This window comes from Pseudomonas gingeri (assembly GCF_013386165.1).
Lineage (GTDB): Bacteria > Pseudomonadota > Gammaproteobacteria > Pseudomonadales > Pseudomonadaceae > Aquipseudomonas > Aquipseudomonas gingeri_C.
This window is the reverse complement of record NZ_JACAOS010000011.1, coordinates 1-19,916: the sequence shown is the minus strand read 5'-3', so window position 1 is coordinate 19,916 and position 19,916 is coordinate 1. Positions and strand designations below refer to the sequence as shown.

Here is a 19,916-nt window from a genome sequence, read left to right as displayed (position 1 = left end):
ACCCACAATAAAAGCTGATGAAGACTCCAAAACGCATTGAACCCCTGATCGAGGACGGTCTGGTCGACGAGGTGCTGCGCCCACTCATGAGTGGTAAAGAGGCAGCGGTTTATGTGGTGCGCTGTGGCAACGAGCTACGTTGTGCCAAGGTCTACAAGGAGGCGAATAAACGAAGTTTTCGTCAGGCGGCCGAGTATCAGGAAGGCCGTAAGGTACGCAACAGCCGGCAGGCCCGGGCCATGGCCAAGGGCTCCAAGTTCGGTCGCAAGGAGACCGAGGACGCCTGGCAGAACGCGGAAGTGGCGGCATTGTTCCGTCTGGCCGGTGCCGGTGTACGGGTGCCCAAGCCGTTCGACTTCCTGGAAGGCGTGCTGCTGATGGAGTTGGTGGCGGACGAGTATGGCGATGCCGCGCCACGCCTCAACGATGTCGTGCTGGAGCCGGATCAGGCGCGCGAGTATCACGCGTTCCTGATTTCCCAGATCGTGCTGATGTTGTGCACCGGTCTGGTGCACGGTGACCTGTCGGAGTTCAACGTGCTGTTGACGCCACAGGGTCCGGTGATCATCGACCTGCCCCAGGCGGTGGATGCGGCGGGCAACAACCATGCGTTCAGCATGCTGGAGCGTGACGTCGGCAACATGGCGTCCTATTTCGGGCGTTTTGCCCCGGAGCTCAAGTTGACCCGTTATGCCAAGGAAATGTGGGCGTTGTTCGAAGCCGGCACCTTGCATCCGGGCAGCGTCCTGACGGGCGAGTTCGACGATCCGGAAGAACTGGCGGACGTCGGCAGTGTCATGCGCGAGATCGAAGCGGCGCGCTTCGACGAAGAGCGCCGGCAGGCGATCCGTGCGGCGGATGACAAACCGCCGAGCAAGGCCGAAGAGCCGCCTCCACCGTGGATGCAGCAGTAAGGATGTAAAAAATCCGGCCTCGGCCGGATTTTTCATGGGCAGCAACCTCCCGACGCCAGGTCCTTGAGGATCGGGCAGTCAGGTCGGTGATCGCCGTGGCAGTGTTCCACCAGGTCCTGCAAGGTGTCGCGCAGGCTGGCCAGCTCCTCGATCTTGCGGGTCAATTCCTCGATATGCTGGCGCGCCAGGGCTTTCACGTCGGCGCTGGCGCGCTGGCGATCCTGCCAGAGGGTCAGCAGCTTGCCGACCTCTTCCAGGGAGAAGCCCAGGTCCCGGGAACGCTTGATAAACGCCAGGCTGTGCAAATCCTGCGCACTGTACAAACGGTAGCCACTGTCCGTGCGGTTGGCGGCCTTGAGCAGGCCGATGGACTCGTAGTAACGAATCATCTTCGCGCTCAGGCCACTCTGGCGGGCTGCTTGGCCGATATTCATGACAACTCCTTCAGTCGAGATCTTTGGGTTTCCAGGTCTTGAGCAGCAACGCATTGCTCACCACGCTGACACTGGACAGGGCCATGGCGGCACCGGCGAGGACCGGGTTGAGCAGGCCGAAGGCGGCCAGGGGGATGCCGATCAGGTTATAGACGAAAGCCCAGAACAGATTCTGGCGGATCTTCGCGTAGGTCTTGCGGCTGATTTCCAGGGCCGCCGGCACCAGTCGCGGATCGCCGCGCATCAGGGTGATGCCGGCCGCGTGCATGGCGACATCGGTGCCGCCGCCCATGGCAATGCCGATATCGGCGGCGGCCAGCGCCGGGGCATCGTTGATGCCGTCACCGACCATCGCCACTACACCGTGTTTTTTCAACTCGGCGACGATGGCGGCCTTGTCCGCCGGCAACACCTGGGCGTGAACATCGTCAATGCCCAGGGCTTCGGCGACCACCCGGGCGCTGCCACGGTTGTCGCCGGTCAGCAGGTGGCTGCTGATCTGCCGGGCCTTGAGCTGTGCGATGGCTGGCAGGGCGCCGGGCTTGAGGGTGTCGCCGAAGGCGAACAAACCGAGCACCTGCGGCTGTGGGCTTTGCTCGATCAGCCAGGACAAGGTCCGGCCTTCGGCTTCCCAGGCGCTTGCCGACTCGCCCAGCGTGCCGGCGTCCAGGCCGCTTTCATCCAACAGACGCTGATTGCCCAGGGCCAGGGCGCGCTCGCCGAGACGGCCGGCGATGCCGCGTCCGCTCAGGGCGCGGCTGTCGCTGACATCCGCCAGTGTCAGGCCGCGTTCGGCGCAGGCATCCAGTACCGCCTTGGCCAGGGGGTGTTCGCTGCCGCGCTGGAGGGCGCCGGCCAGTTGCAGCACGTTGTCATCGTCACCGGCGGTTGTGAGCAGATGGGCGATGCGCGGCGCGCCGGAGGTGAGGGTGCCGGTCTTGTCGAAGACCACGGCGCTGACTTCATGGGCCCGTTCCAGGGCTTCGGCGTCCTTGATCAGGATGCCATGGCGCGCGGCCACGCCGGTGCCGGCCATGATTGCCGTCGGTGTCGCCAGGCCCAGGGCACAGGGGCAGGCAATCACCAGCACCGCTACCGCATTGATCAGCGCGGTCTCCAGCGGCGCGCCGTGCAGCCACCAGCCGATCAGTGTCGCGAGGGCCAGCAGCAGGACCGTCGGGACGAACACCTGGCTGACCTTGTCCACCAGTTTCTGGATCGGCGCCTTGCCGGCCTGGGCGTCTTCCACCAGGCGGATGATGCGTGCCAGCACGGTTTCGGCACCCAGGGCGCGGGTTTTCACCAGCAACCGGCCTTCACCGTTGATGGCCCCGCCGGTGACCGGGTCGCCGGGCTGCTTGGGCACCGGCAGGCTTTCCCCGCTGATCAGCGCTTCATCGGCGTGGCTGCGGCCTTCGACCACTTCGCCGTCCACCGGGAAGCGTTCGCCGGGTTTGACCAGGACCAGGTCATCGAGGCGCAAGGCACTGATGGCGACGTCCTGCTCGCGGCCGTCCACCACCTGGATCGCCCGCTCCGGACGCAAGGCTTCGAGGGCACGGATGGCGCTGGCGGTCTGGCGTTTGGCACGGCTTTCCAGGTATTTGCCCAACAGCACCAGAGCAATCACCACCGCCGAGGCCTCGAAGTACAGATGGGGCATGCTGTCCGGGGCCGCGTTGGCCCATTGGTACAGGCTCAGGCCATAACCGGCGCTGGTACCGAGGGCGACCAGCAGGTCCATATTGCCCGCTCCGGCCTTGACTGCTTTCCAGGCCGCGACATAGAAGCGCGCCCCGAAGATGAATTGCACCGGGGTAGCCAACGCCCATTGCAGCCAGGCCGGCAGCATCCAGTGATAGCCCAGTGGCTGGACCAGCATCGGCACCACCAGCGGCAGGGCCAGGGCGATCGCCAGCAACAGGGACAGGCGCTCGCGGTGCAGGCGCCGTTGCTGGTCCTGGGCGACGGCGGCTTCGTTCTGTCGCAGGCTGGCGGTGTAACCGGCGCCAGTGACTGCGGTCATCAGCACGGCGGGGTCGACCTGGCCGAGCAGGTCCAGGTGGGCCCGTTCGCTGGCCAGGTTGACGCCGACCCGCTGCACGCCGGGGACCTTGCTCAAGGCCCGCTCGACCCGGCCGGCACAGGAGGCGCAGGTCATGCCGCCGATATCCAGTTCCAGGGTATGGGTGGGTACGCTGTAGCCAGCCTGCTCGACGGCGCTGAGCAGCGCCGGCAGGCTGTCGGCCGGGGCCTGGACGCGGGCCTGTTCGGTGGCGAGATTGACGCTGACGGCACTGGCGCCGGGCACCTTGCTCAGGGCGCGTTCAACCCGGCCGGCGCAGCTGGCACAAGTCATGCCGGCGATCGGCAGGTCGAAGAGGGTAGAGGCGAGCATGGGCAATACTCCTGGAGAAGTTGCCCGCAGAATCAACCTTGCCCCCTTGGCAAGGTCAAGCCCTTATTGATAACCCAGGGGGGCCTGTTTCAGGCGCAGGCCTTCCGGGCCGCCAACGATGGCGAACTTGCGCACATCGCCGCCGCCGAGTTTGATCACCTGCTCGGGGGTGGTCAGCATCCCGGCTTCACAGCCTGGTATCTGTCCGGGCAGGAATTTCAAACGGATGGAGACGTTGCCGGGCGGCAGGTTGAAGGAAATGGATTGTTCCTGGAACAGCCGTGCGGACAGTTGGTCCTGGAGATAGATGCCGATTTCGCAGGAGGTGGAGACTTCCAGGCGCTCGCGAGAAATGATCAACACGGCGTAATCCTCTCCGGCCGCGCTGGCGAAGGGACTCGCACCGAAAATACTGAGAAGGCCGAACAGGCTGAAAACTGACCAGCGCATGGCTGAATCTCCTACGGTTTGATCGTCGATGCCGAAGCTTGGCGCAGGCTCGCGTTAAATGCCAGCCCGGCAGTGTCATCAGGAACTTGACCTTGCCATGGTGGCAAGCTTGAAACTCTGCACATTCCCCCATGAAAGGAGCGATGCCATGCAAGTCTTCAATGTCCAGGGTATGTCCTGCGGTCACTGTGTTCGGGCCATTACCCAGGCGGTCCAGGCCCGCGATCCGGCGGCCGATGTGCGAGTCGACCTGGCGGCGAAGGAAGTCGGCGTCAGCAGCAGTCGGCTGTCGGCGGAGGAAGTGCTCAGCGCCATCAGTGAAGAAGGTTATGAGGTGAAGTTGGCCGGTTGATGGCAGCGGTTTTTAATAGTTAGCGGCCTATCAGATTGTTCAAGGTGTCCTTGCGCCGCTAGACTAGCGCCCCGCGCCGATCTTCCCTGGACACCTGATGAACCTGCGAACCATCCTGATTCTTGGCGCCCTGAGCGCATTCGCGCCCTTGGCGATCGACTTTTACCTGCCGGGCTTTCCGGCCATGGCCAGCGCCTTTGGCACCGATGAAAAACATATCCAGCTGACCCTGGCGGTGTATTTTCTCGGCCTCTCCATCGGCCAGTTGGCCTACGGTCCGGTGGCTGACCGCTTCGGTCGGCGGACGCCGTTGCTGGTGGGGGTGGCGCTGTTCACGGTCGCGTCCCTGGCCTGTTCCTTCGCCCCGAGCCTGGAATGGCTGATTGCCGCGCGTTTCGTCCAGGCCCTGGGTGGCTGCGCCGGAATGGTGATTTCCCGGGCGGTGGTCAGCGACAAATGCGACGCGGTGGGTTCGGCCAAGGTCTTCTCACAGCTGATGCTGGTGGTGGGATTGGCACCGATCCTCGCGCCGATGCTCGGCGGCGTGTTGGTCAACCTCTATGGCTGGCACTCGATCTTTGTCGCCTTGACGGTGTTCAGTGCGCTGGCGGCCGTTGCCGTGATTCTTGGCCTGCCCGAGAGTCTGCCGGCCAATCATCCGCGTCCACCGCTGTCGGGTGCGTTGCGCCAATACGGTCGTCTGTTGGGGGATCGCCTGTTTCTCGGTCACGCCCTGACCGGCGGCATCGCGATTGCTGGGATGTTTGCCTACATTGCCGGTTCGCCGTTCGTGTTCATCAAGCTCTATGGCGTACCGGCCGAGCACTACGGCTGGTTGTTCGGCACCAACGCCGCGGGTTTTATCCTGACGGCACAGGTCAATTCGCGCCTGCTGGCCAAGCGTGGCCCGGCCTTTCTGCTGGTCCGCGCGGTGTGGGTCTACCTGGTGGCGGGCCTGGCGCTGCTGGCGATCAGCAGCCTGCACCCGCAACAACTGTGGCCGTTGCTGGTGCCGTTGTTTATCTGTATTTCCAGCCTGGGTTGCATTCTGCCCAACGCCTCGGCTTGCGCGATGAACGGTCAGGGTGGGCGTGCGGGCAGTGCGTCGGCGACGCTGGGCTGCCTGCAGTTTGGTGTGGCGGCCGCCGCCGCGTCATTGGTCGGCGTGCTGCACGATGGCAGCGCCGTGCCGATGGCCTTGGTCATCAGCTTGTGCGGTGTGCTGGTGGTCACGCTGGCCATGTCGACTCGTCGCGTGCAGAACGCGCGAGTCATCCAGGGCTAGGTTCCCGGCGCGGGATCAGCCGACGGCGCGTTGTTGGCGTTCGGGGAAGGCGTGGGGAGCCTGCAGCCTGCTTTGCAGGGTGCTGACAAAGGCGCGGGCTTCGGATTCGCTACGGAAGGTCACCACGTGCTGGTCCAGACGGACCTGCCATTGATTGCCGTGGGGCCTGGTCAGTTCTTTAACCAGTATATTCATTGCGGACTTCCTCCTGTTGGTAACGGCTCATTCTCTGTTTTTTGAAAATGACTGCATTAAGACCAAAACAGCAGTGAGGAAAGGATTGTAGCGCTGATTTCTTGCCAGCAGATGACCTGGCTCAAACATCTGACTGGTGGTTGTTCCGGCTTTTTTGTAGGAGCAAACCTTTCTCGTAAGGCCGCATTTCTGCAAACGCCGAAAACCTTGTAGGAGCGCCGGCGATGAGGCCCGTAAGTCTTGCGTAGACTGATCGGCCGCCATCGCCGGCAAGCCGGCTCCTACAGGGGGCCGTGGCAACACGATACTTTTGTGGTGAGGCACGGTCTTGTAGGAGCCGGCTTGCTGGCGATGTTGTCCGGATAGGCGCCGCTGGATTCAAGGACGCCATCGCTGGCAAGCCAGCTCCTACAGGGGGATTCGACTCAGAACCCTTCCAGCACGATCTTGCCCTTGGCCTTGCCACTTTCCAGCAACTCATGGGCACGGCGCAGGTTGGCGGCGTTGATCTGGCCGAAATGTTCGCCCACCGTGGTTTTCAATACGCCGGCATCGATCAGTTCGGCGACGCGGTTGAGCAGGTTGTGCTGTTCGATCATGTCGTCGGTCTCGAACATCGAGCGGGTGTACATGAACTCCCAATGCAATGACAGGCTCTTGCGCTTGAGCTTGCTGATGTCGAGGCCTTTCGGGTCGTCGATCAGCGCCAGCTTGCCCTGGGGCTTGAGGGCTTCGACCAGTTGGTCGAGGTGGCTGTCGGTCTGGGTCAGGCTGGCGACATGGGTCACCTGCGCCTGGCCGTGTGACTTGAGCTCTTCGCTCAATGGCCGGCTGTGATCGATGACCAGGTCGGCACCCAGCTCTTTCACCCAATCCTGGGTTTCGCTGCGCGAAGCAGTGCCGATGACTTTCAGGCCGGTCAGCTGGCTGGCGAGCTGGGTCAGGATCGAACCCACGCCACCAGCGGCGCCGACGATCAGCAGGCTCTGGCCCTGATCAGCCTTGTCTTCGGTGATCTGCAGGCGTTCGAAGAGCAATTCCCAAGCGGTGATGGCGGTCAGCGGCAAGGCGGCGGCTTCGGCGAAACCCAGGCTTTTCGGTTTGTGCCCGACGATGCGTTCATCCACCACATGCAGTTCGCTGTTGGCGCCAGGGCGGGTCAGGGAACCGGCATAGAACACCGCGTCGCCGACCTTGAACAGACTGACGTCGCTGCCCACCGCCTTGACCACGCCTGCCACATCCCAGCCGAGCACCTTGGCTGCGCCGTTTTCCGGCGGCATGAATTGACGAACCTTGGTGTCCACCGGGTTGACGGAGATGGCCTTGACCTCCACCAGCAGGTCACGGGGACCGGCAACCGGGGCGGGCAGTTCGATGTCCTGCAGGGACAGTGGATCGGTGACGGGCAAGGATGCGTAGAAGGCAATGGCTTTCATGTGAAAACTCCAGAGGGCAGTGATTTCGATGGCGCCATGATTGGCTATTTCCCTTGAAGATAAAACCGGCTAAAACAGCAGTCTCTTTCAATATTTTTTTGATAATGGCGAGGCTGTGATGCTGCGTTTCGATGACTTGCAGTTGTTTGTCCGTGCTGCTGACCTCGGCAGCCTGTCGGCGGCCGCGCGGGTCATGGACATGTCGGCGGCGGTGGCCAGCGCCGCGCTGAAGCGGATCGAACAGCAACTGGGGGCGCGCTTGCTGGCGCGTTCGACCCGTAGCCTGAGGCTGACGGCCGAAGGCGAAGGTTTTCTGGAATATGCCCGGGGCGCCTTGAGTCAGCTTGATGAAGGACGCCGGCTGCTGGCCCGCGGCCAGGATCAGGTCAGCGGCGTCTTGCAGTTGTCGGCGCCCTCGGACTTCGGGCGCAACCTGCTGCTGCCCTGGCTGGACGAGTTCCAGCGCGAACATCCACAACTGACGGTGCGCCTGCTGCTGGGCGACCGTATCGCCGACCTGTTCCGCCAGCCGGTGGACATCGCCTTGCGTTATGGCGAGCCGGAAGATTCCAGTCTGGTTGCACTGCCCGTGGCCCCGGACAACCACCGGGTGCTGTGTGCGTCCCCCGGTTATCTGGCGCAACACGGCGAGCCCCATACGCTGGCGCAACTGACGCAGCACAACTGCCTGCTCTACATGCTGAGCAGCCGGGTTCATGATCATTGGAGTTTTCATGACGGCAAGCGTGAGGTCGGCCTGACGGTCAGCGGCGACCGCTTCAGCGACGATGCCGATGTGGTACGGCGCTGGGCCGTGGCCGGGGTCGGTATCGCCTACAAATCCTGGCTGGATGTGTCGGCCGATGTCCTTGCGGGACGCTTGCAGGTGCTGCTGCCGGAGCTGCGCTGTGAGCGCGCTCCGCTGAATTTGTTGTGCGCCCATCGCGCTCAATTGAGTAAGCCGGTGAACCTGCTGCGCGAGATGCTCAGCCGACGCTGTGCACAACTCGGGCGCCTGGCGCCGGTTTCCCGGGCATGAGACACGCGGATCGCGAAGAGGTTCTGTTACAACCCGTTCAGGAATAAAGGTCGGCTCCGTGCATATTGTGGTTTAGGCTGGAGATATTGGATCCAATATCCTTTCGGCGAGTGGCGCATCTTGTTTCATTCGCCGCCGTTGAGGGCCGAACGCTGAAAAAATCGCCCACTTTTTGGCATTTTCGCGTCTTGGCTTGGGCGGGATTACTCCTCAGTATGCCCCGTGTGCGTTCGATCAGTGTTTCAACAGGGAGTGAAGACATGGAATATGCACCTTGCGTCAGTCAGATTGCTACGTTGCTTGCGGACCCCAAGCGCAGTGCAATGATGTGGGCGTTGTTGGATGGCAGCGCCCGGGCTGCCGATGAGTTGGCCCTGTGCACGGGCCTGTCGCTGTCCTCGGCCAGCGCCCATTTGGCGCGCCTGAGTTCGGGCGGCCTGGTCCGGATCGAGGAGCGCGGGCGCAAGCGCTTCTTCCGGCTCGCCGCCCCGGAAGTCGGCACGGCGGTGCAAGCCTTGGCCAGTGCTTCATTGGCCAGTGCGCCGCTGGCGATGGCGCATGCGGTCAAGACCCTGGCTCCCGACGCCGATGCCCTGCGGCATGCCCGGGTTTGCCATGATCACCTGGGAGGTGAACTGGCCTGCGAGCTTTACCAGCGCCTGCTCGCGGCGGGCTGGATCGAACAGCAGGAACTGCGGCTGCGGGTCACCAGCAAGGGCGCGGCGCGTCTGGCCGAGCGCGGCCTGTATATCCAGGCGCTGGCCCATGGGCAGCGCGAGATCGCGTGTGTCTGCCACGACCTGCAACGTCGCCCGCATCTGGGTGGCGCGCTGGGTGCCGGGCTGCTGCAACTGTTCCTGCAATCCGGCTGGCTGGCTTCGCGGGAAGACTCCCGGGCCTTGCAGGTGTCCGCACTCGGACAGCGGCAGATCGACAAGCTGGGCAGTGAAGTCGAGCTCGAATTGGCCGGCTGAGCCCGGTGGCCTGCCGCACGGATGCGGCGGGCGTCGCTCAAGGCTGCGAACAGGTCGTATCCAGAAATAAACCCTCCTGACGATACCGCACACTCGAGCGAAGATTCGACTCGAGGGATATCCCATGGAAGCCCAAGGCTACAGCGCGGCGGAACGTCTGGAACGACTGCCCATCAGCGGTTATCACCGGCTGATTTTCATCATCATTGCCCTGGCGTTTTTCTTCGACTCCATGGACCTGGCGATGATGACGTTCCTGCTCGGTTCGATCAAAGCCGAGTTTGCCCTCAGCAGTGCCCAGGCCGGTCTGCTGGCCAGTTCGAGTTTCTTTGGCATGGTGGTCGGGGCGTCATTGTCGGGCCTGCTCGCCGACCGTTTCGGGCGCAAGCCGGTGTTCCAATGGAGCATCGTGCTCTGGGGCCTGGCCAGCTACCTGTGTTCCACCGCACAGACCGTCGAGACACTGACGTTGTTTCGCATCCTGCTGGGGTTCGGCATGGGCATGGAGTTTCCGATTGCCCAGTCGATGCTTTCGGAGCTGATTCCGGCCAAGCGGCGCGGGCGTTATATCGCGTTGATGGATGGCTTCTGGCCCCTGGGCTTTGTGGCAGCGGGGGTGCTGTCGTATTTCCTGCTGCCACTGGTGGGCTGGCGTGACATTTTCCTGGTGTTGGCGATCCCGGCGGTGTTTGTCCTGGCGGTTCGCTTTTTTATCCCGGAGTCGCCGCGCTGGTTGGAGCAGGCCGGGCATCATGGGGCGGCGGACAAGGTGTTGACTGCTATCGAGGAGCGTGTGCGGGCGTCGCTCAAGCGCACGTCGCTACCGATCCCTGAGCGTCTGCCCCGCGGTGTGGACCGTGCGCCGAGTTTCTTTTCGGCCTTTCAACAGTTGTGGTCGCCGTTGTATCGCCAGCGCACGATGATGATCTGGAGTGTCTGGTTCTTTGCCCTGCTCGGGTTTTATGGCCTGACCTCCTGGCTCAGTGCCTTGTTGCAGCAGTCGGGTTTTGCGGTGACGCAGTCGGTGTATTACACGGTGCTGATTTCCCTGGGCGGGATTCCGGGTTTCCTGATGGCGGCCTGGCTGGTGGAGCGCTGGGGGCGCAAGCCGGTGTGCATCGTGACGTTGCTCGGCGGTGGGGTCATGGCGTTTGTCTACGGGCAAAGCGCGGTGTTCGGCGGCAATGTCGGCTGGCTGGTGGGCTCGGGGTTGCTGATGCAGTTCTTCCTGTTCGGCATGTGGGCGGTGTTGTACACCTACACGCCGGAGTTGTACCCGACCTCGGCACGGGCCACGGGCTCCGGTTTTGCGTCGGCGGTGGGGCGGATCGGCTCGTTGCTCGGGCCGCTGGTCACCGGGTTGGTGTTCCCGGTGACGGGGCAGGGCGGGGTGTTTGCCCTGGGGGCGTTGTGCTTCGCGATTGCGGCGGCGCTGGTCTGGCGCTTCGGCATGGAAACCAAAGGCAAGGCGCTGGAGGAGTTGAGTGAGGCGCCGCAGCTATAACGCCGAATACGGTCCCTTGTAGGAGCAATCGAGCGTCGACCGGCTGCTCCTACAATTGAGGCGTCAGGGTTTGACCAACCGCGCATCCAGGCTGTTCTGCGCCAGGCGCTGGGCCTGTTCCTTGGTCATGCCCAGGTCGGTGTACAGGGCGTGGAAGTTCTCGGTCACATAACCGCCGAAGTAGGCCGGGTCATCGGAGTTCACCGTGACCTTCACGCCGCGCTCGAGCATGTCGAGGATGTTGTGCTGCGACATGTGATCGAACACGCAGAGCTTGGTGTTCGACAGCGGGCAGACGGTCAGCGGAATCTGTTCGTCGATGATCCGCTGCATCAGCCGCTCGTCCTCGATGGCGCGTACGCCGTGGTCGATGCGCTGGATCTTCAGCAGGTCGAGGGCTTCCCAGATGTACTCCGGTGGACCTTCCTCACCGGCGTGGGCGACGGTCAGGAAACCTTCGTCACGAGCGCGATCGAAAACCCGCTGGAACTTGCTCGGCGGGTGACCCATTTCTGAACTGTCGAGGCCGACCGCGACAAACGCGTCGCGGAACGGCAGCGCCTGGTCCAGGGTTTTCTGCGCTTCATCTTCACTGAGGTGACGCAGGAAGCTGAGGATCAGGCCACTGCTGATGCCCAGTTGCTGTTCGCCGTCCTTGAGGGCCGCGGCAATGCCATTGAGCACCACTTCGAAGGGGATGCCCCGGTCGGTGTGGGTCTGCGGATCGAAGAAAGGTTCGGTGTGGATCACGTTCTGCGCCTTGCAGCGCAGCAGGTAGGCCCAGGTCAGGTCGTAGAAATCCTGGGAGGTGCGCAGCACGTCGGCGCCCTGGTAATAAAGGTCGAGGAACTCTTGCAGGTTGTTGAAGGCATAGGCCTTGCGCAAGGTGTCCACATCGTTCCACGGCAGGACGATCTTGTTGCGTTCGGCCAGGGCAAACAGCAGCTCCGGCTCCAGCGAGCCTTCCAGGTGCAGGTGCAGTTCTGCCTTGGGCAGGGCATTGAGCCAGTCGTACATGGTCTTTTTTCTCATCAGGTGCAGATGCCGGCATTCTACAGGTGTCGTCGAGACACCGGCTAAATCCCGCTCGAATTCGCGTCCCCTGTAGGAGCGAGCTTGCTCGCGATGGGCGTCAACGATGACACGGGGCGTCTGGTGCCCCGTGATGCCTGGGCTACCATCGCGAGCAAGCTCGCTCCTACAGGGTAAGGTTTACCAGGGAATGGTCTCGCCCTTGTAGTTGATGAAGTGATGCCCGCCTCTGCCGGCATAAGCATTCACTTGGTCGATCAGCCCGCGAACGCTGGTCGCCACGTCGATATCGGCGCCTTCGCCGCCCATGTCGGTTTTTACCCAGCCCGGATGCATCGACAGCACGGTAAAGGTCGGCGCCTCGATTTCGCTGAGGAAGGTGTTGGCCATCGAGTTCAGCGCGGCTTTGCTCGCCTTGTAGAAGGCCAGGTTCGGCGCATCCGGGACGGTCACGCTGCCCAGGCCCGAACTCATGAAGGCAATCACGCCATTGCCCGGGCGGATCTGCCCGACAAAACGCTGGGCCAGGGCCACGGGGGCGATGGCGTTGGTCATGAACAGCTTGCCGATCTCGGTCAGCGAGGCGTGTCCCGGGCGCTGGTCTTCAGGGCCCTTGACGCCGGCGTTGACGAACAGCAGCTCGAAGACCTGGCCTTCCAGACGTTGCGCCAGCGTGGTGACCGCGGCGTGATCATCCATGTCCAGGGCTTCGATGCGGACCGGGCCGAGGGCTTTCAGGGCATCGGCCTTGTGGACGTCGCGTACGGTGGCGGTGACGTCCCAGCCGTCGGCCAGCAGCTGTTTGGCCAGCCCGAGTCCAAGGCCTCGGGAAGCACCGATGATCAATGCGTTTTTATTGCTCATGGGCAAACTCCTTGTCAGATGAAAGTCCGGTTCTCAGAGGACAACTTTGTTGCAGGCGATGCTGCAATTCCAAGCGCAATTCGCCCAGGTCGGCGATGCGCGCTTCGATCAGCGTGAGCTTGTCTTGCAGCAGTTGCGTCACGGCGCTATCGGCGTCCGGGGCATTCCACACCCCGGCGACGCTGCTGCCGATTTCGCCCAGGCTGAAGCCCAGGCGCTGGGCGGTCTTGATGTACTGCACCAGTTGCACCATCTCGGCAGGATAGTCCCGATAGCCGTTGGCGCTACGTTGCGCAATGATCAGGCCGCGCTGCTCGTAGAAACGCAGGGTGTCGCAACTGACAACACAGGCCCGGGCCAGCTCACCGATACGCATGCTATTTGCTCTCTGGAAAGGCTTGACCTTGGAGCATACTCCAGGCTTTAACCTCTGTGCTCCTTGAATATCGATGGAGATGCAGTATGTGGAGCACAGCACAGTACCGCCGGCTGGTTCGGGCCAGTGGTTGGTATGACTTGATCGTCACGGCGGCCTTTGTCACGCCCTGGAGTTTTCTCGCCTTGCACGCTGCGTTGTTGGCGTTGGCCGGGGCGCTGAACTTGCCGGGAAGTTTTCCACCGTTTGCGCCTGTGCACCTGTTGATGGCGAACCTGTTGGGTTCGATCGTCTGCGTCTGGGCGGTATTGCGTATTCGTGACCCGCAACCGGCATTCGGCCGCTATGACGCGGTGGGCCGGTTACTGTTCGCGACCTGGCAGGCCTACGCCCTGAGCCAGGGAGCGAGCATGATTATCGCGGTGTTCCTGTTCTTTGAACTGGCCTGGGGGATCGCACAGTTATTACCGGTGCGCGGGGCGTCCGATCAGGCCGTGCGGGTCAGTGCGGCCTGATCAAAAAGTGATCAATCTACCGCAGGCTTGGCCGGATCAGCGACCCGGCCACCCTTGCACGGCTTATCCACAGGTTGCTCCACAGTATCTGTGTGCAAGCTCAAGGCTTGGGTATAAAGCGCATTCGGCTATTTTCCAAACGCGATAAACCCGACTAACTCGCTGTTTACTGGGCGATTTTTCGTCGTTGACGGGATATTGGACAAAAACTGATCAGTGGCCTCAAAGCCACGGTGCAGAAGGGTTACAGGCGGATGTGCTCAGGTTATCCACAGTCAGGTGCACAGCGGCTGTGGGCAACCATCGAGTGCGTGAGTCGAGGCCGCTCAGGTCTGGCGTTCCAACAGAATACGTCCACGGCTGAGGTCGGCCAGTTGCCGTTGCAGCGTATCGATCTGTGCTTCGCCCACCGCTAACTGCAGTTCCACGCCATTGGCAGTGAACTGTTCCTCGGCGATCAGGCCGCCGAGTTCGGCCACCCGCAGTTTTACCAGCGCCAGTTCGCTGAAAGCGCAGGCGCAGCTCAGGGCGACCCGGCTGATCAGCGGCAATCGTTCAGCCGTCTGCAGGCACTTGTTGGCGCCGCCGCCATAGGCACGGGCCAGGCCGCCGGTGCCCAGTTGAATGCCGCCGTACCAGCGAATGACCAAGACCACGACCTGGTCGCAGTCCTGGGCTTCGATGGCGGCCAGGATCGGTCGGCCCGCAGTGCCGCCGGGTTCGCCATCGTCGCTGCTGCGATACTGGTCGGCGAGTTTCCAGGCCCAGCAGTTGTGGGTGGCATCCAGATCGCTGTGCTGCTCGATAAAAGCCTGGGCTTCGGCGACGCTGGTGATTGGGGCGGCGAGGGTGATAAAGCGGCTTTTGCGAATTTCCTCTCGGTATTCGCAAAGGCCGGTCAGGGTAAAAGGCATACGGAGTCGGGCTTCAGTTCAGGAGGATCAGAGCGCTGGCTTCAGGCCACAGCCCTTGAGGATGATGTGGATCAGGTTGTTGCTGGCGTCTTCCATATCCTGCTTGGTCAGCCGCGGCCGGCCGGTGACCCGGCAGATCTGGGTGGCGAAGTCGGCGTAATGCTGGGTGCTGCCCCAGAGCAGGAAGATCAGGTGCACCGGGTCGACCGGGTCCATCTTGCCCGCATCGATCCAGGCCTGGAACACGTTCGCCCGGCCTTGGAACCAGGTGCGGTAGTCCTGGTTGAAGTGTTCGGTCAGGCATTCGCCGCCGCTGATGATCTCCATGGCGAAGATGCGCGAGGCCTGCGGCTGGCGCCGGGAGAACTCCATCTTGGCGCGAATGTAGCGGGTCAGCGCCTGCGCCGGATCGTCTTCGGCGCTGAGGTGGTTGAAGGTGTTGTCCCACTGTTCGAGGATATTGCTCAGTACCGCGATATACAGGCCCAGCTTGTGGGTGAAGTAATAATGCAGGTTGGCCTTGGGCAGCCCGGCGTTCAGGGCGATGGTGTTCATGCTGGTGCCTTTGAAACCATGGCGGGCGAACTCGTCTTCGGCGGCCTGGATTATCGCTTCCTGGTTTTTTTGGCGAATTCGGCTGGCGGGCTTTCCGGCAAGGGCAGGGGCTTCAACGGTCATAGGCAGTTCCGAGCGGGTCTGTGGGCGTAACTGGTGCACAGATAGCGTACCCAGGGGGTTCAGACAAGTCCTGTCATCATATAAAGCCCGGATCCGGGCCGATTCTGTCGCTTTCGGGGCAACTATTTACGGCAGTGGGTTTGGGGCGATATTTTGTCGGCGCCAGGTTATTGGCAGTCGGACCCTTGAGCCTTGCGCGGTCCTCAATAACGCCTTCGCTGGCAAGCCATGTTCCTACAGGGTTGCGCTGTGTTTTCAGCGCTGTGGATATCTTCAACGGGTCGCCGCCAGGCTCTCCAGGAAGCTTTCCAGAACCAGATGCGGACGGCGTCCCTTGCGGGTCACCGACGCCAGGCTCAGGTCATAGAAGCGGCTGCCGGCCTTGAGGGCGCGCAGCCGACCTTGCTGGACCCAAAGGCTGGCATAGTGGTCGGGCAGGTAGCCGATATAGCGCCCGGTCAGGATCAGGAACGCCATGCCCTCGCGGTCCGAGGCGCTCGCGGTGCAATTGAGCGCCTGGTAATGCGCCTGGATCTCGGCCGGCAGGCGGAAGGTCGGGGCAATGGCGTCCTGGCTATTGAGGCGTTCGTCGTCCAGTTGTCGGTCGTCCACATAGAACAAGGGATGCCCGACCGCGCAATAAAGCAGTGACCGCTCGCTGTACAGCGGCTGGTACTCCAGGCCCGACAACGCGCTGGCCTGGGGCACCACACCGACATGCAGGCGGCCGTCGAGCACACCTTGCTCCACCTCGTTGGGGGCGATCATGCGGATCTGAATCTGCACATCCGGCCCGCGCTCCTTCAACTGGGCCAGCGCGTGGGTGATGCGCATATGGGGCAGGGTGACCAGGTTGTCGGTCAGGCCGATGGTCAACTCGCCGCGCAGGTGCTGGTGCAGCCCATTGACCTCGGTACGAAAACTTTCCAGGGCACCCAAGAGTTGCAATGCCGAGTGATAGACCTCGCGACCTTCCTCGGTCAGGGAGAAGCCGGCGCGCCCGCGTTGGCACAGGCGCAGCCCGAGACGCTGTTCCAGATCGCTCATCTGTTGGCTGATGGCCGAGCGACCGATACCGAGCACGGTTTCCGCCGCGGAAAAGCCGCCGCATTCCACCACGCTGCGAAAGATGCGCAGCAGGCGGATATCAAAGTCGCTGACTTGTGCGAGGGGATCGGGACGGCGGCTGCTCATGGTTTGATCATATAGTTTAGTGGGCTGCTGACTGAACATTAGAAAAGTTGGATTTCATCGACTTTATCGCCATGGCAATTTAGCTGCAAGAACGCTTTCAACTCCTGCGCCGCTTATTGCCTTGCGAGGTTTCGCCCATGAACATGCCTGAACACGCCCCTGGTTCCCTGGCCAGTCAGCTCAAACTCGATGCCCACTGGATGCCCTACACCGCCAACCGCAACTTCCAGCGCGACCCGCGTCTGATCGTTGCCGCCGAAGGCAGCTGGCTGACCGACGACAAGGGCCGCAAGGTGTACGATTCGCTGTCCGGTCTGTGGACCTGTGGCGCCGGGCACACCCGCAAGGAAATCCAGGAAGCGGTTGCCAAGCAACTGGGCACCCTCGATTACTCGCCGGGTTTTCAATACGGTCACCCGCTGTCCTTCCAACTGGCGGAAAAAATCACCGCGCTGACGCCGGGCAACCTGAACCATGTGTTCTTCACCGACTCCGGCTCCGAGTGCGCCGATACCGCAGTGAAGATGGTGCGTGCCTACTGGCGGCTGAAAGGCCAGGCGACCAAGACCAAGATGATCGGTCGTGCCCGTGGTTATCACGGCGTGAACCTCGCCGGTACCAGCCTGGGTGGCGTCAACGGCAACCGCAAGCTGTTCGGTCAGTCGATGATGGACGTCGATCATCTGCCCCACACCCTGCTGGCGAGCAATGCCTTCTCCCGTGGTATCCCGGAGCAGGGTGGTATCGCCTTGGCCGATGAGCTGCTCAAGCTGATCGAGCTGCATGACGCGTCGAATATCGCCGCCGTCTTCGTCGAGCCCATGGCCGGTTCCGCCGGCGTGCTGGTACCGCCACAGGGTTACCTCAAGCGCCTGCGGGAAATCTGCGACCAGCACAATATCCTGTTGGTGTTCGACGAAGTGATCACCGGTTTCGGTCGTACGGGCTCCATGTTTGGTGCCGACAGTTTCGGCGTGACCCCGGACCTGATGTGCATCGCCAAGCAAGTCACCAACGGCGCCATCCCGATGGGCGCGGTGATTGCCAGCAGCGAGATCTACCAGACCTTCATGAACCAGGCGACTCCCGAGTATGCGGTGGAATTCCCCCACGGCTACACCTACTCGGCACACCCGGTGGCGTGCGCGGCGGGCCTGGCGGCACTCGACCTGCTGCAGAAGGAAAACCTGGTGCAGAACGTGGCCGAGGTTTCGCCACATTTCGAGAATGCCTTGCACGGTTTGAAAGGCAGCAAGAACGTCATCGACATACGCAACTACGGCCTGGCCGGGGCGATCCAGATCGCTGCCCGTGACGGCGACGCCATCGTGCGTCCGTTCGAGGCTGGCATGGCCCTGTGGAAAGCCGGTTTCTACGTGCGCTTCGGCGGCGACACCTTGCAGTTCGGGCCAACCTTCAACAGCCAGCCGAAGGATCTCGACCGCCTGTTCGATGCGGTCGGCGAAGTGCTGAACAAGCTCGACTGATCCTTCTATATAGAAGACCCACGCTATTCCCCGTCAGGAGCGAGGCGACTCGCTCCCGTATGCCCAAGTTCTGGAGCCCCGCAATGAGTGCAATTCAACATTTGATCAATGGCCAGTTGGTCAGCGATTCCGGTCGCACGGCGGCTGTCTACAACCCTTCCACCGGCCAGGTTATCCATCAGGTGCCACTGGCGGATCGCGAAACCATCCAGCAGGCCATCGATTCGGCCAAGGCCGCCTTTCCGGCCTGGCGCAATACGCCACCGGCCAAGCGTGCCCAGGTGATGTTCCGCTTCAAGCAACTGCTGGAGCAGAACGAGGCGCGTATCGCCCAACTGATCAGCGAAGAACACGGCAAGACCCTGGAAGACGCCGCCGGTGAATTGAAGCGCGGTATCGAGAACGTCGAGTACGCCTGTGCTGCACCGGAAGTGCTGAAGGGTGAATACAGCCGTAACGTCGGCCCGAACATCGACGCCTGGTCCGATTTCCAGCCGCTGGGTGTGGTGGCCGGCATCACGCCATTCAACTTCCCGGCCATGGTGCCGCTGTGGATGTACCCGCTGGCCATCGTTTGCGGCAACTGCTTTATCCTCAAGCCGTCCGAGCGTGATCCGAGCTCGACCTTGCTGATCGCCCAGTTGCTGCAGGAAGCCGGTTTGCCTAAAGGCGTGCTGAACGTGGTGCATGGCGACAAGACGGCGGTGGATGCGTTGATCGAGGCGCCAGAGGTCAAGGCGCTGAGTTTTGTCGGTTCGACACCGATTGCCGAGTACATCTATGCCGAGGGCACCAAGCGCGGCAAACGTGTCCAGGCGTTGGGCGGGGCGAAGAACCATGCGGTGCTGATGCCGGATGCTGACCTGGACAACGCGGTGAGTGCCTTGATGGGCGCCGCCTATGGTTCTTGTGGCGAGCGTTGCATGGCGATCTCCGTGGCGGTTTGCGTGGGAGACCAGGTGGCGGATGCGCTGGTGGCCAAGTTGGCGCCACAGATCAAGGCGCTGAAGATCGGTGCCGGCACTTCCTGTGGCCTGGATATGGGGCCGCTGGTTTCTGCCCAGGCGCTGGACAAGGTGAGCGGTTATGTAGAAGACGGTGTGGCCGCCGGTGCGCAACTGGTGGTCGACGGTCGCGGCCTGAGCGTCAAGGGTCACGAAGAAGGCTTCTTCCTCGGTGGCTGCCTGTTCGATCGCGTCACTCCCGAGATGCGCATCTATAAGGAAGAGATCTTCGGGCCGGTGCTGTGCATCGTCCGGGTCAACAGCCTGGAAGAAGCCATGCAACTGATCAATGATCATGAATACGGCAACGGTACCTGCATCTTTACCCGTGACGGTGAGGCGGCGCGCTTGTTCTGCGACGAAATCGAAGTAGGCATGGTCGGGGTCAACGTACCGTTGCCGGTGCCGGTGGCTTACCACAGCTTTGGCGGTTGGAAGCGTTCGTTGTTCGGTGACCTGCATGCCTATGGTCCGGATGGCGTGCGTTTCTACACCCGGCGCAAGGCGATCACCCAGCGCTGGCCGCAACGTGCCAGTCATGAGGCTTCGCAGTTCGCTTTCCCGAGCTTGTAAGTAGAAGGGAAGAAGGCCGGCCCGCCAGGGCCGGCCTTCTGCTTTTCAGGGTTCTTGGTTCTCGCACGGTTTTGCCGATGTACGCCTATCCCTTGTGTAGGAGCCGGCTTGCTGGCGATGGCGTTGGTTCGAACGCTGCAAGACTTGAGGGCTGCCTCGACCTTTGTAGGAGCAAGCTTGCTCGCGATGGGGCCTTTGAGACTTGCGCCGCCTATTAAGGACGCCATCGCCAGCAAGCCGGCTCCTACCAGGTAGGTTTTGCGGGGCTTTTTGACCCATTTGCCATAAAACTGAA

21 protein-coding genes are annotated in these 19,916 nt (G+C 62.3%); 9 read left to right on the top strand and 12 right to left on the bottom strand.

Translation table 11 applies throughout. The features are described 5' to 3' along the window. The first annotated feature begins 17 nt into the window (after positions 1 to 17). On the top strand, positions 18 to 914 hold the full coding sequence (locus tag HX866_RS10060; protein ID WP_177093397.1) for a PA4780 family RIO1-like protein kinase: 897 nt from the start codon (positions 18 to 20) through the stop codon (positions 912 to 914). 32 nt (positions 915 to 946) lie between these two features. Here the strand turns inward: HX866_RS10060 and cueR are convergent, their stop codons facing one another. The 3 genes from cueR to HX866_RS10045 form a co-directional block, all read right to left on the bottom strand. Beyond that, on the bottom strand, positions 947 to 1,348 hold the full coding sequence (gene cueR, locus HX866_RS10055; protein ID WP_177139378.1) for a Cu(I)-responsive transcriptional regulator: 402 nt from the start codon (positions 1,346 to 1,348) through the stop codon (positions 947 to 949). A 10-nt stretch (positions 1,349 to 1,358) separates the two neighbouring features. Beyond that, positions 1,359 to 3,746, bottom strand: coding sequence for a heavy metal translocating P-type ATPase (locus HX866_RS10050; RefSeq protein ID WP_177139376.1), 2,388 nt, complete (start codon positions 3,744 to 3,746; stop codon positions 1,359 to 1,361). 63 nt (positions 3,747 to 3,809) lie between these two features. After that, positions 3,810 to 4,196, bottom strand: coding sequence for a hypothetical protein (locus HX866_RS10045; RefSeq protein ID WP_177139374.1), 387 nt, complete (start codon positions 4,194 to 4,196; stop codon positions 3,810 to 3,812). A gap of 148 nt (positions 4,197 to 4,344) precedes the next feature. Here HX866_RS10045 and HX866_RS10040 point away from each other — a divergent pair, with 148 nt between their 5' ends. Together HX866_RS10040 and HX866_RS10035 are read left to right on the top strand one after the other, a co-directional pair. Further along, positions 4,345 to 4,548, top strand: a complete 204-nt coding sequence (locus tag HX866_RS10040) for a heavy-metal-associated domain-containing protein (RefSeq protein WP_177105446.1) — start codon at positions 4,345 to 4,347, stop codon at positions 4,546 to 4,548. Positions 4,549 to 4,645: 97 nt separating this feature from the next. Then, a complete protein-coding gene (locus HX866_RS10035) occupies positions 4,646 to 5,833 on the top strand; it encodes a multidrug effflux MFS transporter (protein ID WP_177105447.1) in 1,188 nt (395 codons plus the stop codon). Between the two features lie 15 nt (positions 5,834 to 5,848). Here the strand turns inward: HX866_RS10035 and HX866_RS10030 are convergent, their stop codons facing one another. Both HX866_RS10030 and HX866_RS10025 read right to left on the bottom strand, forming a co-directional pair. Further along, positions 5,849 to 6,028: a hypothetical protein gene (locus tag HX866_RS10030; protein WP_177093391.1), complete on the bottom strand. Its 180-nt coding sequence runs from the start codon at positions 6,026 to 6,028 to the stop codon at positions 5,849 to 5,851. Positions 6,029 to 6,453: 425 nt separating this feature from the next. Continuing rightward, positions 6,454 to 7,467, bottom strand: a complete 1,014-nt coding sequence (locus tag HX866_RS10025) for a zinc-binding alcohol dehydrogenase family protein (protein WP_177139372.1) — start codon at positions 7,465 to 7,467, stop codon at positions 6,454 to 6,456. A 118-nt stretch (positions 7,468 to 7,585) separates the two neighbouring features. On the opposite strand from HX866_RS10025, the gene HX866_RS10020 reads away from it, so the two are divergent. The 3 genes from HX866_RS10020 to HX866_RS10010 all read left to right on the top strand — a co-directional run bounded on the left by HX866_RS10020 (position 7,586) and on the right by HX866_RS10010 (position 10,984). Continuing rightward, positions 7,586 to 8,506: a LysR family transcriptional regulator gene (locus HX866_RS10020; protein WP_177139370.1), complete on the top strand. Its 921-nt coding sequence runs from the start codon at positions 7,586 to 7,588 to the stop codon at positions 8,504 to 8,506. Between the two features lie 260 nt (positions 8,507 to 8,766). Further along, positions 8,767 to 9,480 (top strand): ArsR/SmtB family transcription factor, encoded by a 714-nt coding sequence (locus tag HX866_RS10015; protein WP_177105450.1) that lies wholly within the window; start codon positions 8,767 to 8,769, stop codon positions 9,478 to 9,480. A gap of 124 nt (positions 9,481 to 9,604) precedes the next feature. Then, entirely contained in the window at positions 9,605 to 10,984 is a 1,380-nt protein-coding gene (locus tag HX866_RS10010; RefSeq protein WP_177105451.1) for an MFS transporter, read from the top strand. A 63-nt stretch (positions 10,985 to 11,047) separates the two neighbouring features. On the opposite strand, the gene HX866_RS10005 is transcribed toward HX866_RS10010, so the two are convergent. The 3 genes from HX866_RS10005 to HX866_RS09995 form a co-directional block, all read right to left on the bottom strand. Continuing rightward, complete coding sequence (locus HX866_RS10005) at positions 11,048 to 12,001, bottom strand: adenosine deaminase (RefSeq protein ID WP_177093488.1); 954 nt, start codon at positions 11,999 to 12,001, stop codon at positions 11,048 to 11,050. A 195-nt stretch (positions 12,002 to 12,196) separates the two neighbouring features. Beyond that, complete coding sequence (locus HX866_RS10000) at positions 12,197 to 12,880, bottom strand: SDR family oxidoreductase (protein WP_177139368.1); 684 nt, start codon at positions 12,878 to 12,880, stop codon at positions 12,197 to 12,199. Then, a complete protein-coding gene (locus tag HX866_RS09995) occupies positions 12,870 to 13,256 on the bottom strand; it encodes a MerR family transcriptional regulator (protein ID WP_177093385.1) in 387 nt (128 codons plus the stop codon). The genes HX866_RS10000 and HX866_RS09995 overlap by 11 nt, the downstream gene beginning before the upstream one ends. An 86-nt stretch (positions 13,257 to 13,342) precedes the next feature. Here HX866_RS09995 and HX866_RS09990 point away from each other — a divergent pair, with 86 nt between their 5' ends. After that, complete coding sequence (locus HX866_RS09990; protein WP_177139366.1) at positions 13,343 to 13,771, top strand: hypothetical protein; 429 nt, start codon at positions 13,343 to 13,345, stop codon at positions 13,769 to 13,771. Positions 13,772 to 14,097: 326 nt separating this feature from the next. On the opposite strand, the gene HX866_RS09985 is transcribed toward HX866_RS09990, so the two are convergent. The 3 genes from HX866_RS09985 to HX866_RS09975 form a co-directional block, all read right to left on the bottom strand. Beyond that, positions 14,098 to 14,685: an IMPACT family protein gene (locus tag HX866_RS09985; protein ID WP_177093383.1), complete on the bottom strand. Its 588-nt coding sequence runs from the start codon at positions 14,683 to 14,685 to the stop codon at positions 14,098 to 14,100. A 27-nt stretch (positions 14,686 to 14,712) separates the two neighbouring features. Continuing rightward, positions 14,713 to 15,369, bottom strand: a complete 657-nt coding sequence (locus HX866_RS09980) for a TetR/AcrR family transcriptional regulator (RefSeq protein WP_177093487.1) — start codon at positions 15,367 to 15,369, stop codon at positions 14,713 to 14,715. A gap of 267 nt (positions 15,370 to 15,636) precedes the next feature. Next, positions 15,637 to 16,557 carry a LysR family transcriptional regulator gene (locus tag HX866_RS09975; protein WP_177105454.1) on the bottom strand — a complete coding sequence of 307 codons (921 nt, stop codon included), beginning with the start codon at positions 16,555 to 16,557 and terminating at the stop codon, positions 15,637 to 15,639. A gap of 137 nt (positions 16,558 to 16,694) precedes the next feature. Here HX866_RS09975 and HX866_RS09970 point away from each other — a divergent pair, with 137 nt between their 5' ends. After that, entirely contained in the window at positions 16,695 to 18,044 is a 1,350-nt protein-coding gene (locus HX866_RS09970) for an aspartate aminotransferase family protein (RefSeq protein ID WP_177139364.1), read from the top strand. An 83-nt stretch (positions 18,045 to 18,127) separates the two neighbouring features. Further along, positions 18,128 to 19,621 (top strand): CoA-acylating methylmalonate-semialdehyde dehydrogenase, encoded by a 1,494-nt coding sequence (locus HX866_RS09965; RefSeq protein ID WP_177139362.1) that lies wholly within the window; start codon positions 18,128 to 18,130, stop codon positions 19,619 to 19,621. Here HX866_RS09965 and HX866_RS34065 read toward each other — a convergent pair. Then, positions 19,585 to 19,916: hypothetical protein (locus HX866_RS34065; RefSeq protein ID WP_218179673.1), on the bottom strand; the 332-nt coding region annotated here is incomplete at its 5' end. The two genes, HX866_RS09965 and HX866_RS34065, sit on opposite strands and share 37 nt — an antisense overlap.